The organism is Micromonospora echinaurantiaca, from assembly GCF_900090235.1.
GTDB classification, from domain to species: Bacteria; Actinomycetota; Actinomycetes; order Mycobacteriales; family Micromonosporaceae; genus Micromonospora; species Micromonospora echinaurantiaca.
The window spans coordinates 3332342-3345690 of the sequence record NZ_LT607750.1 but is presented as its reverse complement, the minus strand read 5'-3'; the positions used below and the strand labels follow the sequence as shown (position 1 = coordinate 3345690).

Annotated in this window: 10 protein-coding genes; 8 read left to right on the top strand and 2 right to left on the bottom strand. The window is 74.2% G+C overall.

The window, feature by feature from the left end; all coding sequences use genetic code 11:
• Positions 1-4 precede the first annotated feature (4 nt).
• Genes GA0070609_RS34335 through GA0070609_RS15095 form a run of 4 tightly spaced genes read left to right on the top strand, consistent with a single transcriptional unit; the run spans position 5 to position 6141 of the window.
• Positions 5-1954, top strand: a complete 1950-nt coding sequence (locus GA0070609_RS34335) for an SUMF1/EgtB/PvdO family nonheme iron enzyme (protein WP_088994407.1) — start codon at positions 5-7, stop codon at positions 1952-1954.
• A gap of 4 nt (positions 1955-1958) precedes the next feature.
• The gene (locus tag GA0070609_RS15105; protein WP_088994406.1) at positions 1959-4112 is read left to right on the top strand and encodes an alpha/beta hydrolase-fold protein; all 2154 of its coding nucleotides are present in this window, start codon (positions 1959-1961) and stop codon (positions 4110-4112) included.
• Positions 4109-5320 carry a CaiB/BaiF CoA transferase family protein gene (locus GA0070609_RS15100; protein ID WP_088994405.1) on the top strand — a complete coding sequence of 404 codons (1212 nt, stop codon included), beginning with the start codon at positions 4109-4111 and terminating at the stop codon, positions 5318-5320. The genes GA0070609_RS15105 and GA0070609_RS15100 overlap by 4 nt, the downstream gene beginning before the upstream one ends.
• Positions 5320-6141, top strand: coding sequence for an HpcH/HpaI aldolase/citrate lyase family protein (locus tag GA0070609_RS15095; RefSeq protein WP_088994404.1), 822 nt, complete (start codon positions 5320-5322; stop codon positions 6139-6141). Before GA0070609_RS15100 ends, GA0070609_RS15095 begins: the two co-directional genes overlap by 1 nt.
• 53 nt (positions 6142-6194) lie before the next feature.
• On the opposite strand, the gene GA0070609_RS15090 is transcribed toward GA0070609_RS15095, so the two are convergent.
• On the bottom strand, positions 6195-6896 hold the full coding sequence (locus GA0070609_RS15090; protein WP_088994403.1) for a DUF305 domain-containing protein: 702 nt from the start codon (positions 6894-6896) through the stop codon (positions 6195-6197).
• A 77-nt stretch (positions 6897-6973) separates the two neighbouring features.
• The gene (locus tag GA0070609_RS15085) at positions 6974-7867 is read right to left on the bottom strand and encodes a DUF1996 domain-containing protein (protein ID WP_088994402.1); all 894 of its coding nucleotides are present in this window, start codon (positions 7865-7867) and stop codon (positions 6974-6976) included.
• A 286-nt stretch (positions 7868-8153) separates the two neighbouring features.
• On the opposite strand from GA0070609_RS15085, the gene htpG reads away from it, so the two are divergent.
• From htpG to GA0070609_RS15065, 4 genes are all read left to right on the top strand, one after another.
• Positions 8154-10067: a molecular chaperone HtpG gene (htpG, locus tag GA0070609_RS15080; RefSeq protein ID WP_088994401.1), complete on the top strand. Its 1914-nt coding sequence runs from the start codon at positions 8154-8156 to the stop codon at positions 10065-10067.
• 134 nt (positions 10068-10201) lie between these two features.
• Positions 10202-10615, top strand: coding sequence for a hypothetical protein (locus GA0070609_RS15075; RefSeq protein WP_088994400.1), 414 nt, complete (start codon positions 10202-10204; stop codon positions 10613-10615).
• A 511-nt stretch (positions 10616-11126) separates the two neighbouring features.
• Positions 11127-12410, top strand: a complete 1284-nt coding sequence (locus GA0070609_RS15070) for a cytochrome P450 (protein WP_088994399.1) — start codon at positions 11127-11129, stop codon at positions 12408-12410.
• A gap of 270 nt (positions 12411-12680) precedes the next feature.
• On the top strand, positions 12681-13154 hold the full coding sequence (locus GA0070609_RS15065; RefSeq protein WP_088994398.1) for a helix-turn-helix transcriptional regulator: 474 nt from the start codon (positions 12681-12683) through the stop codon (positions 13152-13154).
• Positions 13155-13349 lie beyond the last annotated feature (195 nt).

Sequence of the window (13349 nt, the reverse complement as noted above, 5' to 3'; positions counted from 1 at the left end):
CGCTGTGAGTTTCAACCCGTACGTGCCGCGCCCGATCGACCGGCCCACCGAGGTGCCGCTCGCCGGGGACGCCGACCTGACCACGCTGGACGAGGCGAAGATCTTCGCCGCCCCGGACGACCCGGCGGACTGGCCGACCTGGCGTGACCAGCTCACCCGCTGGCGCACCGACGCGCGGGCGCGGCTCGGCTACACCGGCGCGCACTACGACGAGATCCCGCTCGACTGCTTCAGCGTCTGCCTGGCCTGGCTCTGGGACGAGACGCTCTACGACCACGAGCGCGGCGTGTTCACCGTCGAGGACTTCCTCAACGCGGCCGACCGGGACTTCGGCGGCTTCGACGGGGTGGTGCTCTGGCACGCGTACCCGGTGATCGGGCTGGACGAGCGCAACCAGTTCGACTGGTACCGCGACGTGCCCGAGCTGCCCGAGGTGGTGCGTGCCTTCCAGGCCCGCGGGGTGCGGGTGTTCGTCGACTACAACCCCTGGGACACCGGCACCCGGCCGGAGAGCGGCACCGACGCGCAGGAGGTCGCGGCGCTGGCCGGCAAGCTCGGCGTCGACGGGATCTTCCTGGACACCCTCAAGGAGGGCGCCGACGAGCTGCGCCGTGAGCTGGACGCCGTCCGGCCCGGGATGGTGCTGGAGGGGGAGAGCCGGGTGCCGCTGGCCCGGATCGCCGACCACGCGATGTCCTGGGCGCAGTGGTTCGCCGACTCGCCGGTGCCCGGGGTGCTGCGGGCCAAGTGGTTCGAGCGGCGGCACGTGCTGCACCACACCCGCCGCTGGCACCGCGACCACCTCGATGAGCTGCACTCCGCCTGGCTCAACGGCGTCGGGGTGCTGGTGTGGGAGAGCGTCTTCGGCGTCTGGGTTGGCTGGAACGACCGCGACCGGGCGGTGCTGCGGGCGATGCGCCGGGTGCAGGCGAGCCACGCCGCGTGGTTGCGCGCCGAGGACTGGGTCCCGCTCGCCGACCACCCGGGCACCGGCCAGGTGTACGCGTCCCGCTGGACGCACCAGGGCGTACCGCTGTGGACGGTGGCCAACCGCGGCGGCGACCACGACGGGCCGTGGCTGGTCACCGAGCCGCGTCCCGGCCGGCGCTTCGTCGACCTGGTCACCGGCGCCGACCTGACCGCCACCCCGACCCCGGACGGTCGGGTGGCGGTGGGCGGCCCGCTGCCGGGCGGGGCGATCGCCGCGGTGGTCGCCACCGACGCGCCCGTGCCGGCGCACCCCGCCCCGGCCGGCGACCCGTCCTTCCCGGCCCGGGCCGCGGTGCGGACCCGCACGCCGTGGGCGCCACGCGCCGAGCTGCCCGAGGGCATGGTCGCCGTCGACGGCGGCCGGTGGGAGCTGCTGGTGCGCTACCGGGTGCGGGAGACCGGGCTGTACGGGGAGACCCCGTACGTGGACGAGTGGAAGCCGCTGCCGCCGCGGCTGCACCACACCGGCACGCTGCGCCGCAACGTCCAGCTCGGCCGGTTCGCCATCGCCACCGACGAGGTCACCCACGGCCAGTACGCCGAGTTCCTGCGCGCCTCCGGCTACCGGCCGGTGCGCCCCGAGCGGTTCACCGCGGGGCAGGGGCCGGCCGACGCCCCGGTCACCGGGGTCGACCTGGCCGACGCCCGGGCGTACGCGGCCTGGGCCGGGCTGCGGCTGCCGACCGAGGACGAGTGGCAGGTGGCCGCCGAGGCGGGACTGCTGAACCGTCGGGAGCCGCTGGTGTGGAACCTGACCGAGAGCGAGCACTCCGACGGGCGGACCCGGTTCGTCATCGTCAAGGGCGGCGCCGCGTACCGCGCGGAGGGCTCGGACTGGTACTTCGACGGCGGCCCGCAGCCGCCGGACGTGTCGGTGAAGCTGCTGCTGACCGGCGCCGGGCTGACCCGCTCCGAGCAGGTCGGCTTCCGCTGCGCCGCGGACCTCTCGACCGGACAGGAGTGACCTGATGAGCAGACGCTGGCGGATCGGCGGCGGCGTGGCCGCCATGCTCCTCGCGCTCGGGCTGGCCGGCGCGGCGCCGGCCGCCGCGGAGCGGCTCCGCGCGGGCACGCTGACCACCGCCACGGCGCCGTCACCGGCGCTGGGCGGCGACATCGACTACACCGTCTACCTCCCGCACGGCTACGACGCCGCCGGCGACACCCGCTACCCGGTGCTGTACCTGCTGCACGGCCGGGGCGACACCATGGCGGCGTGGACCCGGGTGAAGGCCGACCTGGACCGGCTGATCGCCGACGGGGAGGTGCCGCCGGTGATCGCCGTGCTGCCCGACGCGCCGTGGAGCAGCCGGGGCAACTGGTTCGTCGACTCCGCATACACCGGCGCGGACGACCCGGGCCGGCCGGTGGAGACCGCGCTCACCCGGGACCTGGTGGTGCACGTCGACGCCACCTACCGCACCGCCGCCCACCGGGGCGCCCGGCTGGTCGGCGGCTACTCGATGGGCGGCGCGGGCGCGCTGCGCTACGCGCTGGCTCATCAGGACCTGTTCGCCAACGCGCTGGTGCTCAGCCCGGCGGTGTACCGGCCGCTGCCGCCGGCCGACTCGTCGGCCCGCGAGTTCGGCGCCTTCGGCTCCGGCGAGCAGCGCTTCTCCGACGAGGTCTACCAGCGGCTGAACTACCCGGCGCTGCTGCCCGGGCTGGACCCGGAGTCCCCGGTGCGGATGTACGTCGCGGTCGGCGACGACGAGTGGGCGAACCCGGACCCGGCGGACGCGGTGCACGACCTGGACTACGAGGCGGCCACGCTCTACAACACGGTGCGCCGCGCCGACGGGGTGGCCGCCGAGTTCCGGGTGCTCGACGGGGGGCACGACTGGGACGTCTGGCGGCCGGCCTTCGTGGCCGGGCTGAAGCACCTCGCCGGCACGCTGAGCGTCACCCCGCCGGCCGGGCTGCCCGGCCCGGCGTACGGCAGCGCGGGCACCGACTGGGCCGGCGGCGTCGCCGCCCACCCGGACGGCGCCACCACCCTCGGGTACGCGGCCTCCGGCCCGGTCGCCGGCCAGCCGTACGCGGGCGGGCTGGACGCCGTGGTGAGCCGGCTCGACGGCACCGGCACCCGGTGGACGACCCAGTTCGGCACCCCGGCCAACGACCGGCTCTACGGGGTGGTGCCGCTCGCCGACGGCGGTGTGGTCGCGGCCGGCTACACCCGCGGCGACCTCGACGGCCGGCACCCCGGCAGCCCCGCCGACGACGGGTTCGTGACCCGGCTGACCGCCACCGGGCAGCGGGCCTGGCTGACCCAGGCCGGCGACCCGGCCAAGGCGGACCGGTTCTACGCCGTCGCCGCCGCCCCGGACGGCGGCGCCTACGCCGCCGGCTACACCAGCGGCTCGTTCGACGGGTCGGCTTCGGCCGGCGACAAGGACGCGGTGCTGGCCCGGATCGCCCCGGACGGGTCGGTCGCCTGGAGCCGGCAGTTCGGCGGCGCCGGCGAGGACAAGGCGTACGCGGTGGCGGTCGACGCCGACGGCGTGTACGTGGCCGGAAGCACCACGGCCGGCCTGCCCGGCACCACCGCGCTCGGCGGCACCGACGGCTGGCTGGCCCGGTTCGATCACAGCGGCACGCGCAGCTGGGTGACGTCGGTCGGCGGGGCGGGCGACGACCTGCTCGGCGGGGTCGCGGTCAGCTCGACCGGCACGGTGGTGGCCACCGGCTCGGTCGGCGGCGAGGCCACCGCCGGCGGCACCGACGTGCTGACCGTGGCGTACACGGCGGCCGGCCGGCAGCGGTGGCGGACGGTGACCGGCGGCCCCGGCGCCGACGGTGGCGCCGACGTGGTGGCGCTGCCCGGCGGGGCGGTGGCCGTGGTCGGCTTCACCGGCAGCGGCCTCGGCGTGCCGGTCGGCGGCGCGGACGTGCTGACCCTGCGGCTGGACTCGCGCGGCCGGCAGCTCGGCGCCGCCCAGTACGGCACGGCCCGCGACGACGCCGCCGACGCCTTCGGCGAGGAGAACGTCTACGCCACCCTCGGCGCCGACGGCCGGCTGCTGGTCAGCGGGCTCACCGCCGGGGCGGTGCCGGGCGGGGCGCTCGGCAACGGGGACGTCTTCCTGGCCACCGTCGACCCGACGAAGGGAACGCCGTGACCAGCGCCGCCGAACCGGACCGGACCGGGCCGCTCGCCGGGGTGAAGGTGGTCGACCTGGCCACCCTCTTCGCCGGGCCGCTCGCCGCGGCGTTCCTCGGCGACTTCGGCGCCGACGTGATCAAGGTGGAGCACCCGGCCAAGCCGGACCCGTCGCGCGGGCACGGCCCGGCCAAGGACGGCGTCGGGCTGTGGTGGAAGGTGCTCGGGCGCAACAAGCGCACGATCACTGTGAACCTGTCCGACCCGAAGGGCGCCGAACTGCTGCGCCGGCTGCTCGCCGACGCCGACGTGCTGGTGGAGAACTTCCGCCCCGGCACCCTGGAACGGTGGGGTCTCGGCCCGGCCGAGCTGCACGCGGTCAACCCGCGGCTGGTGATCGCCCGGATCAGCGGCTTCGGCCAGGTCGGCCCGTACGCCCGGCGGCCCGGCTTCGGCACCCTGGCCGAGGCGATGAGCGGCTTCGCCGCCGCCACCGGGGAACCGGACGGGCCGCCGACCCTGCCGCCGTTCGGACTGGCCGACTCGGTGACCGCGCTGGCCGCCGCGTACGCGGTCATGCTGGCGCTGCGCGGCCGGGACCTCACCGGCGCCGGCCAGGTGGTCGACCTGGCCATCATCGAGCCGATCATGGCGATGCTCGGCCCGCAGATCACCTGGTACGACCAGCTCGGCTACGTCCAGCCGCGGCTGGGCAACCGGTCCAACAACAACGCCCCGCGCAACACGTACCGCTGCGCCGACGGGCGCTGGGTGGCCGTCTCCACCAGCGCGCAGAGCATCGCCGAGCGGGTGCTGCGCCTGGTCGGCCGCCCCGAGCTGGTGGACGAGCCGTGGTTCGCCACCGGCAGCGGCCGGGCCGCGCACGCCGACGAACTGGACGCCGCGGTGGGCGCCTGGGTCGCGAAGCGGGACCGGGACGAGGTGGTGGCCGCGTTCGAGGCGGCGCAGGCCGCGGTGGCCCCGGTCTACGACGTGCGGGACATCCTCGCCGACCCGCAGTACGCGGCGCTGGGCACGGTCCGCACGGTGCCCGACGAGGAGCTGGGCGAGGTGCGGATGCAGAACGTGCCGTTCCGGCTCTCCGGCACGCCGGGGGAGATCCGGCACGCCGGGCGCCGGCACGGCCAGGACACCGACGCGGTGCTGCGGGCCCTCGGCCTGGCCGACGCCGAGCTGGCCGAGCTGCGCGCGCAGGGGGTGATCTGATGCTGCTCACCTGGCTCTACGTGCCCGGCGACCGGCCGGACCGGTTCGCCAAGGCGGTCGCCTCGGGCGCCGACGCAGTCATCCTCGACCTGGAGGACGCGGTGGTCGCCGGCCGCAAGGCGTACGCCCGGGACGCAGTGGCGGAGTTCCTCGCCGAGGAGCACCCGGTGCCGGTGCAGGTCCGGGTCAACGAGCTGACCGGTCCGGACGTCGACGCCGACCTGGCCGCCGTCGCGGGGCGGCCGGGGGTGGCCGGGCTGCGGCTGCCCAAGGTGGAGTCGGTCGCGACGGTGACCGCGCTCGCGGCCCGGGTGGCCGTGCCGCTGCACCCGCTGGTCGAGTCGGCCGCCGGGGTGGAGTCCGCGTACGCCATCGCCACGGCCCATCCCGCGGTGGCCTCGATCGGGCTCGGCGAGGCCGACCTCCGCTCCGACCTGGGCGTCACCGACGAGGACGGGCTGACCTGGGCGCGCGGCCGGATCGTGGTGGCGGCCCGCGCGGCCGGCCTGCCGCCGCCGGCGATGTCGGTGTACCCGAACGTGACCGACGCCGACGGCCTGGCCGCCTCCTGCGCCCGGGGCCGGCGGCTCGGCTTCCTCGGTCGGGCGGCCATCCACCCGCGTCAGCTCCCGGTGATCGCCGAGGCGTTCCGGCCGGCGGAGCGGGAGGTGGCCCGGGCCGAGGAACTGCTCGCCGCGGTGGCCGAGGCGCAGACCCGGGATTCCGGAACGGTGGTGCTGCCGGACGGGCGGTTCGCCGACCGGGCGATGGTGGCGGCGGCTCGCCGTACCGTGGACCTGGCCGCCCGTTTCGCCGCCTGAGCACCGCCGGCCGGCTGGCGCCGGCGGCGGTGCTCGACCCGCCTACTCGACCATCAGGGCTGGTCGCGCCCGGCGTGCCCAGCGCCTGCCGGGGCCGGGCTGGCCGGGTGGTCGAGCCGGTCGAGGTGAGCGAGCTCGGAGCGGCTCTGGCGGGCGATCGCGGCGGCGAGGGCGGTGGTCGCCGGGTGGCTGCCCGCGCGTTGCTCGGCGGCGGCGAGCCGGGCCAGCTGCGTCAGGTACGCGCGCAGGTGGCGGGCGAGCAGCCGGTGCAACGGCACACCGGTGGCGGCCCGGAGCGTCGCGAGTTCGTCGGCGGTGACCATGCCGGGCATGTCGTGGCCCTCGTGCGGGTTGGTCGTCGGTGCGCCCGAGCCGGCCAGCAGTTGGCGGGACCGGGCCAGGTCGGCGCGGTGGGCGGTGCCGAGCCGGGCGGCCAGCAGTCGCCAGGCCGGGTCGCCGGTCCCGGCCGGCACCACGTCGAGCACCGGGAGCATCCGGTCGGTCATCGCCACGTGCAGCTGGAGCCAGGCGACGTCGGTTGGGTTGAACGCACCCGCCGCGCCGCCGGACGCGCCGCCGCCCGAGGCGGTGCCGCCCGACGCGGTGCCGGCTGGCGCGGCGGCGTCGGAGGACGTCGGGGCGCCACCGCCGGGCGCGGCCGGGTGCGGTGATGCCGCGGATGGTCCGGCGTCGCCGGCGCAGCCCGCGACGAGCAGCGCCACAGCGACGAGGAGGGGCGGTACGGCCGGGCGCATCCGGCCTCCTCTCCGCAGGGCGGGGAGCGGACCCGGGGTGCCGTCGGGCCCGCTCCCCACGGGGCTGGACGGTGGGTTCAGAGTGGTCGGCCGTCCGCCCCGCACTTGATCACCGGGCGGATGCAGTCGCGGACCCGGCGGGCCATCTCCTCGACCGGCCATGCGTTGAAGAAGTCGCCGTGCATGGTGTAGCCCGGTCCGGAGGCGAGCCGGAGCCGCGCCGGATCACCGTTGACCGGGTAGCGCAGCACCTGCCGCAGCTTCGGCAGCGGCACCGGGTGGGTCGCCGGGCAGGCCTGGTTCACCGGGTACGCCAGGTGGCTCTTGTGGTCGGGGGAGTCCAGGTCGCGGCCGTTCCAGCACTGTGGGAAGTCCAGGTACGACTCCAGCATGGTGCCGGCCGGGCAGGTGACGAAGTTCTTCGACGGCGGCACGTGCCCGGCGTGCAGGCAGGACCAGCGGGCGATGCTGTCGTTCGGTCCGGTGGCCCGGGCGTTGCCGGCGACGATCCGCAACCCCTGCGGGATCGGCTCGGTGCGGGCGACGATGTCGCTGCGGACGCCCTCGCCCAGGTAGTAGAACGTGACGATGGTCGGCTCGACCGGCACGTTGTCCCGGTACAGCGTCGGCACCCAGTACGACGAGACGTCCACCCTGGGGTTGCAGGTGCTGGTCGAGGCCAGCAGGTCGGCCAGGTCGGTGTGCGCGTTGGTCACCCTGCTGCCGAAGAAACTGTGCATGTGCGAGGCGCCGGGCAGCCCGGGGAAGATGATCGGGTCGTCCGGCAGCCGGTGGCTGTACGGGCAGTCGGCGGGGAACTCGGCGACCCGGATGACGTTGGCGACCGGGGCGGCGTCGGCCCGCGCGGCGGTGAGCACGGCGTACGTGCCGAGGAGTGCCAGCAGGGCGCCGATCGCTGTCGTGAGGCGCAACCGGCGGCGGGTACCGGAGAGGGGTGCGGCCCTGTCCATCTCGTGACTCCTGTCGGGGTACGGGTCAGGGACCCCTCCGCCGCCGCCGAAAAGGCATCGGAGCTCCCTGGCCAGAAGTGGTGGTGGTGATGTGCTGTGCCCGGGGCGAGTGAGAGAGCGCTCTCTCGCCAGGGTCGCGCTAACGTCGACGGTTGTCAATACGTGTCCTGCCGCGGGCCCGTACCCCGGTGCGGGTGTCGGTCCCCGGACTACCCGGCGGGTGCGATCGGCGACGGCTCGTATCCTTTCCGCGAACCCCCATGGGCGCGAGAAGAAAGGACACGGTGTGACCGACCGGGCCGAAACGTTGGAGTTCCAGGCCGAGGCGCGTCAGCTGCTCCAGCTGATGGTCCACTCGATCTACTCGAACAAGGACGTCTTCCTGCGGGAGCTGATCTCGAACGCCTCCGACGCGCTGGACAAGCTGCGCCTGGCGTCGCTGGTCGACAAGGACCTCGTCGTCGACACCGACGACCTGCACATCGAGATCGAGGTCGACAAGGCGGCGCGGACGCTGACCGTCCGGGACAACGGCATCGGCATGTCCCGCGACGAGGTGATCGAGGTGATCGGCACGATCGCCAAGTCCGGCACCGCGGAGCTGCTGCGCAAGCTGCGCGAGTCGGCGGACGCGGGCGCCAAGCAGGAATTGATCGGGCAGTTCGGGGTCGGCTTCTACGCCGCCTTCATGGTCGCCGACCGGGTGCTGCTCACCAGCCGCAAGGCGGGCGAGGCCGGGGGCACCCGCTGGGAGTCCACCGGCGAGGGCACCTACACCGTGGAGCCGGTGGACTCCGCGCCGCAGGGCACCTCGGTCACCCTGCACCTCAAGCCCGCCGACGCCGACGACAACCTGCACGACTACACCGCCGAGTGGACGATCCGGGAGATCGTCAAGCGGTACTCGGACTTCATCGCCTGGCCGATCCGGATGACCGTGGAGCGGACCGGCGCCGAGGGCGACACCACCACCGAGGTGCAGACGCTCAACTCGATGAAGGCGCTCTGGGCGCGGTCCCGCGACGAGGTCGACGACGCCGAGTACCACGAGTTCTACAAGCACGTCAGCCACGACTGGGCCGACCCGCTGGAGATCGTGCACATGAAGGGCGAGGGGACCTTCGAGTACGAAGCCCTGCTCTTCATCCCCTCCCACGCGCCGCTGGACCTGTTCTCCCCGCAGGGCCGCCGCGGCGTGCAGCTCTACGTCAAGCGCGTCTTCATCATGGACGACTGCGAGGCGCTCACCCCGAACTACCTGCGCTTCGTCAAGGGCGTGGTGGACGCGCACGACCTGTCGCTGAACATCTCCCGGGAGATCCTCCAGCAGGACCGGCAGATCCAGGTCGTCCGGCGCCGGCTGGTGCGGAAGATCCTCGCCACGGTCAAGGACCTCAAGGCCAACCACGCCGAGCGCTACCGGACCTTCTGGAGCGAGTTCGGCGCCGTGGTCAAGGAGGGCCTGATCGACGACCTGGAGAACCAGGAAACCCTCCTGGAGATCCTGTCGGTCGCCTCCACCAACGACCCGGCCGAGCTGACCGACCTCGCCGGCTACGTCGCCCGGATGAAGGACGGCCAGAGCGACATCTACTACGCCACCGGCGAGTCGCGCAGCATGATCGAGAACTCGCCGCACATGGAGGCGTTCCGCGCCAAGGGCTACGAGGTGCTGCTGCTCACCGACCCGGTAGACGAGGTCTGGGTCGAGCGGGTCGGCCAGTACGACGGCCGCGCCCTGCGCTCCATCGCCAAGGGCCAGGTGGACCTGGACACCGAGGAGGAGAAGAAGGAGGCCGAGGCGGAGCGGGAGCGGCAGCGTCAGGACTACGCCGACCTGCTCACCTGGATGGGCGAGGCGCTGGCCGACAGCGTCAAGGAGGTACGCCTGTCGTCCCGGCTGACCACCTCGCCGGCCTGCGTGGTCGGCGACGCCCACGACATCACGCCGACCCTGGAGAAGATGTACCGGGCGATGGGGCACGAGGTGCCGACGGTGAAGCGGATCCTCGAACTCAACCCGGGGCACCCGCTGGTCGCCGGCCTGCGCAAGGCGCACGAGCAGGGCGGCACCGAGGAGTCGCTGAAGGAGACCGCCGAACTGCTTTACGGCATCGCGCTGCTCGCCGAGGGTGGGGAACTGGCCGACCCATCGCGGTTCACCCGGATCCTCGCCGACCGGCTCGCCCGTACCATCTGACACCGCTCGCTCCGGCCGCGGGCGCGTGCCCGCGGCCGGAGCGGATCGGGCGACCGGGCGGCGTGACCGCTAGCCGAGCGGGCGTCCCGGCGGTCGGGTGGATTCCGGTGGCGGGCGGTGGCCATACTCGCCGAGTGACCGAGTTGAGCTCGCCGAACCGTCCCGGGCTGGCCTCCGCGTTGCGGTTCGGCACCGAGCTGATCGCCTGGGTGGCGACGCCGTGGGCGCTCGCCGGGCATTCGGTGCCGCTGGCGATCGCTGCGGTGGTGGTGCTCGTGGGGCTGCCGACCGTCTTCGCGACCCGTGGCGACAAGCCCCACGTGCTGGTTCCGGTGCCCGGCGTGGTCACCATCGCCCTGGTGCTGCTGCAACTGGTCGCGGCCGTCTGGTCGGCGTGGGTCGCGTGGCCGCGCGGCGTCGCGATCGCCGTGGCGGCGCTGGCCCTGGCGACGGTGGCCGCGGAGCTTCCGCGCTGGCGCTGGCTGCTGCGCGCCGGCCGGGTCGACCGCCGCTCGCCGACGGTCCGAGCCGGTCGCCCGCCCGGCTGACCCTCCGCCGGGAGGGCCGGGTTCAGCCGGCCCGGTGCGGCAGCGGCACCAGCGGTACGGCGCCGAGGACGGCGTCCACCGTCGGGGGTCTCGACCGGTTCGGGCGAACCCGAATTACGTCGGACCCGTGGGCGCAGTAGTCCGTCGCGTTGTCTATGGACGCGGGTCCGGTCGCGGAACGGGAAATGCGACTCCGTTGACGTCGGTCAGTGGTCGTGCTGCGGTTACGGCGAGCCGGACCGCCATTGCCGCCGGGTCGCAGCGAAAGCGGTGGCGCGCCGTCACTGATCAGTGGCTGTGCTGGTCATCGGGGTCGCGACAGGCAAGCGTCAGGACGCAACTTGCATAAGGGCAAGGATTGGGCAATAGCGGTACGGCGCAATTCCCATCGTCTTTTGCATTGACGAACACAAATCTTGACTTGCCCACGGAATTGGCGCACCGTGAAGGTCTCCGGCGGTCGTCGACGGTTACGAATTCGCGCGCCGCCACGGCACTCCAGGAGGCGGTCATGCGGTTGAATCCGTTCGCCGGGGCGTATCTCGCCGATCCGGCGCAGGTGTGGCGGCGGATCCTCGACACCCCCGGCGGGGTGCACCACGACCCGGAACTCGGGCTGTGGCTGATCACTCGGCACGCCGACGTGCGCCGGGCGCTCGGCGACGCGGAAACTTTCGGCAACGCGCTCACCCTCGCCCCGGTCTACCAGGTCTGCCCGGAGGCGATGGACATCATCGTCCGGATCGACGCGCCGCCCACGACCGCCGCCGCGGATCCGCCGGTGCACCCGCGGATCCGCCGGGCGCTGCGGGCGACGTTCGCCAACACCGCCGACCGGGTCGAGCAGCGGTACGGTCCGATCGTCCGCCGCCGGGTCGACGAGCTGGTGTCCCGCCTGGCCGCCCGTCCCGGCGGCCGGGCGGACCTGGTGCCGGAGTTCACCGCCGAACTGCCCCTGCTGGTCCTGCTCGACCTCCTCGGCGTCCCAGAGGAGGACATCGGACGGGTCCGGGCCTGGGCGGATGGCCAGATCGCGCTGATCTGGGGGTGCCCGGAGCCGGCCGAACAGGTCCGGCTCGCGCAGGGGCTGCTGGAGTTCTGGCACTACTGCCAGGATCTCGTGCGGGCCCGGCTCGACAGTGGCCGGTGCGGCGAGGACTACGTCAGCCAGGTGCTGACCTACCGCGACGGCGACGACGAGGTGCTCACGGTGGCCGAGGTGTCGAGCATCATGTTCAACCTGCTGGTCGCCGGGCACGAGACCACGGCCGGGCTGCTCGCGCACGCGCTCGACCAGGCGCTGTCCAACCCGGACCGGTGGCGGGCCATCGTCGAGGAGCCGCGGCGGATCCCGGCGTTCCTGACCGAAACGCTGCGCTACGCGCCCGCCATCGACGGGTGGCTGCGGGTGACCAACCGGCCCGTGACCCTGAACGGCGTCACCATCCCGGCCGGGGCGCGCTGCCTGCTGCTGATCGGCGCCGCCAACCGGGACCCGGCGGTGTTCACCGTCGCGGACCGGTTCGATCCACACCGGCCCGACCGCCGGGACCACCTGTCCTTCGGGCACGGACCGCACTTCTGCATCGGCGCGGCACTGGCCCGGCTGGAGGGCGAGATCGCCCTGGCCCGGCTCGGCGCGACCCTGCCCGGCCTGCGCCTCACCCCCGACCACCGCCGCTCGTACAAACCCAACGTCGCGTTCCGCGCGCACCGGGAACTGCCGGTGATCCTCGACCCGGCGCTGCCGGCCGGCGGCCGGCCGGTGCCCGCCGCCGAGCGGCCGGCGGCCTGACCGGGCCGGCAGGTCGACGCTGACCAGCGGGAGGAGCCGTGCGGGGCGTCGGTGGCGGTGCGGTGCCGGCGGCGGGCGGCGGCCGGTCGCGTCCCGGGCGCGGCGGTCCGTCCGGCCCGGACCGTCGACCGACGCCGGTGGTCACTCTGCGGGGTCACGTCTTCACACTCGTCGCCCGATGGGTTAAGAATGTCCCCTGCGAACGGCCACTCATCGCCCAACCTCGATCTGACGTCGGCACCGCAACGCCGGCGTCGTGAAGGTGAGCACATGGATCGCACGCCCCCGTCGAGCGCCGCGCACCGCGGTGCCAGCCGCCGGTTTCGCTCCGAACTGCGCAGCTGGCGTACCCGGCAGGGGCTCACCCAGCGGGCGTTGGCGGAGCGGGTGCGGTTCAGTCGCGAGACGGTCGCCGCGGTCGAGTCCGGTCGTCGGTTCGGCAGCCACGAGTTCGCCGTCCGCTGTGACGAGGTGCTCGGCACCGGTGGTCGGCTGGCCGCCCTGTGGCCCCAGGTCGCGGCGGAACAACTGGCGGCGGACGGCCGGCGCGGCCCCCGGCTCGGCGAGGTCGCCCGGCTCGACCCGGCCGACGTGCCGCCGGCGACGCGACGCGACGCGCGCGACCCGGAGGCGGTGGTGGCGGCGATCGACGAGCTGCGGGAGCTGATCGGGCAGGTGCTCGGCGGCCAGCCGGAGTCGGACGTCCCGCCGCACCCGTCGGGCGGCCGGGCCGGTCAGCGCTGACCTCGGCGGCGCCGACGCCCCCGGCCGGGCCGGCCGATCCACCTGCGCTGCTGACTGTGGGTACAGATGCTGGTACGGGCTGTTTGTACCACCGTCAGGTCTGGTCTGGACGCGCCAGTTCCGGCGCAATGAAACGTGCAATCGGCAAGGTGCACATAGGCCGTCATAGATGAGCGCGGGAGTCAGTCTTGGCGT

Excerpts from the sequence above, each read along its gene's own strand:
- GA0070609_RS15090 (WP_088994403.1), bottom strand. The coding sequence starts at position 6,896 with ATGCGCCCGGCCGTACCGCCCCTCCTCGTCGCTGTGGCGCTGCTCGTC.
- GA0070609_RS15070 (WP_088994399.1), top strand. The coding sequence starts at position 11,127 with ATGCGGTTGAATCCGTTCGCCGGGGCGTATCTCGCCGATCCGGCGCAG.
- GA0070609_RS15105 (WP_088994406.1), top strand. The coding sequence starts at position 1,959 with ATGAGCAGACGCTGGCGGATCGGCGGCGGCGTGGCCGCCATGCTCCTC.
- GA0070609_RS15065 (WP_088994398.1), top strand. The coding sequence starts at position 12,681 with ATGGATCGCACGCCCCCGTCGAGCGCCGCGCACCGCGGTGCCAGCCGC.
- GA0070609_RS15095 (WP_088994404.1), top strand. The coding sequence starts at position 5,320 with ATGCTGCTCACCTGGCTCTACGTGCCCGGCGACCGGCCGGACCGGTTC.
- GA0070609_RS15085 (WP_088994402.1), bottom strand. The coding sequence starts at position 7,867 with ATGGACAGGGCCGCACCCCTCTCCGGTACCCGCCGCCGGTTGCGCCTC.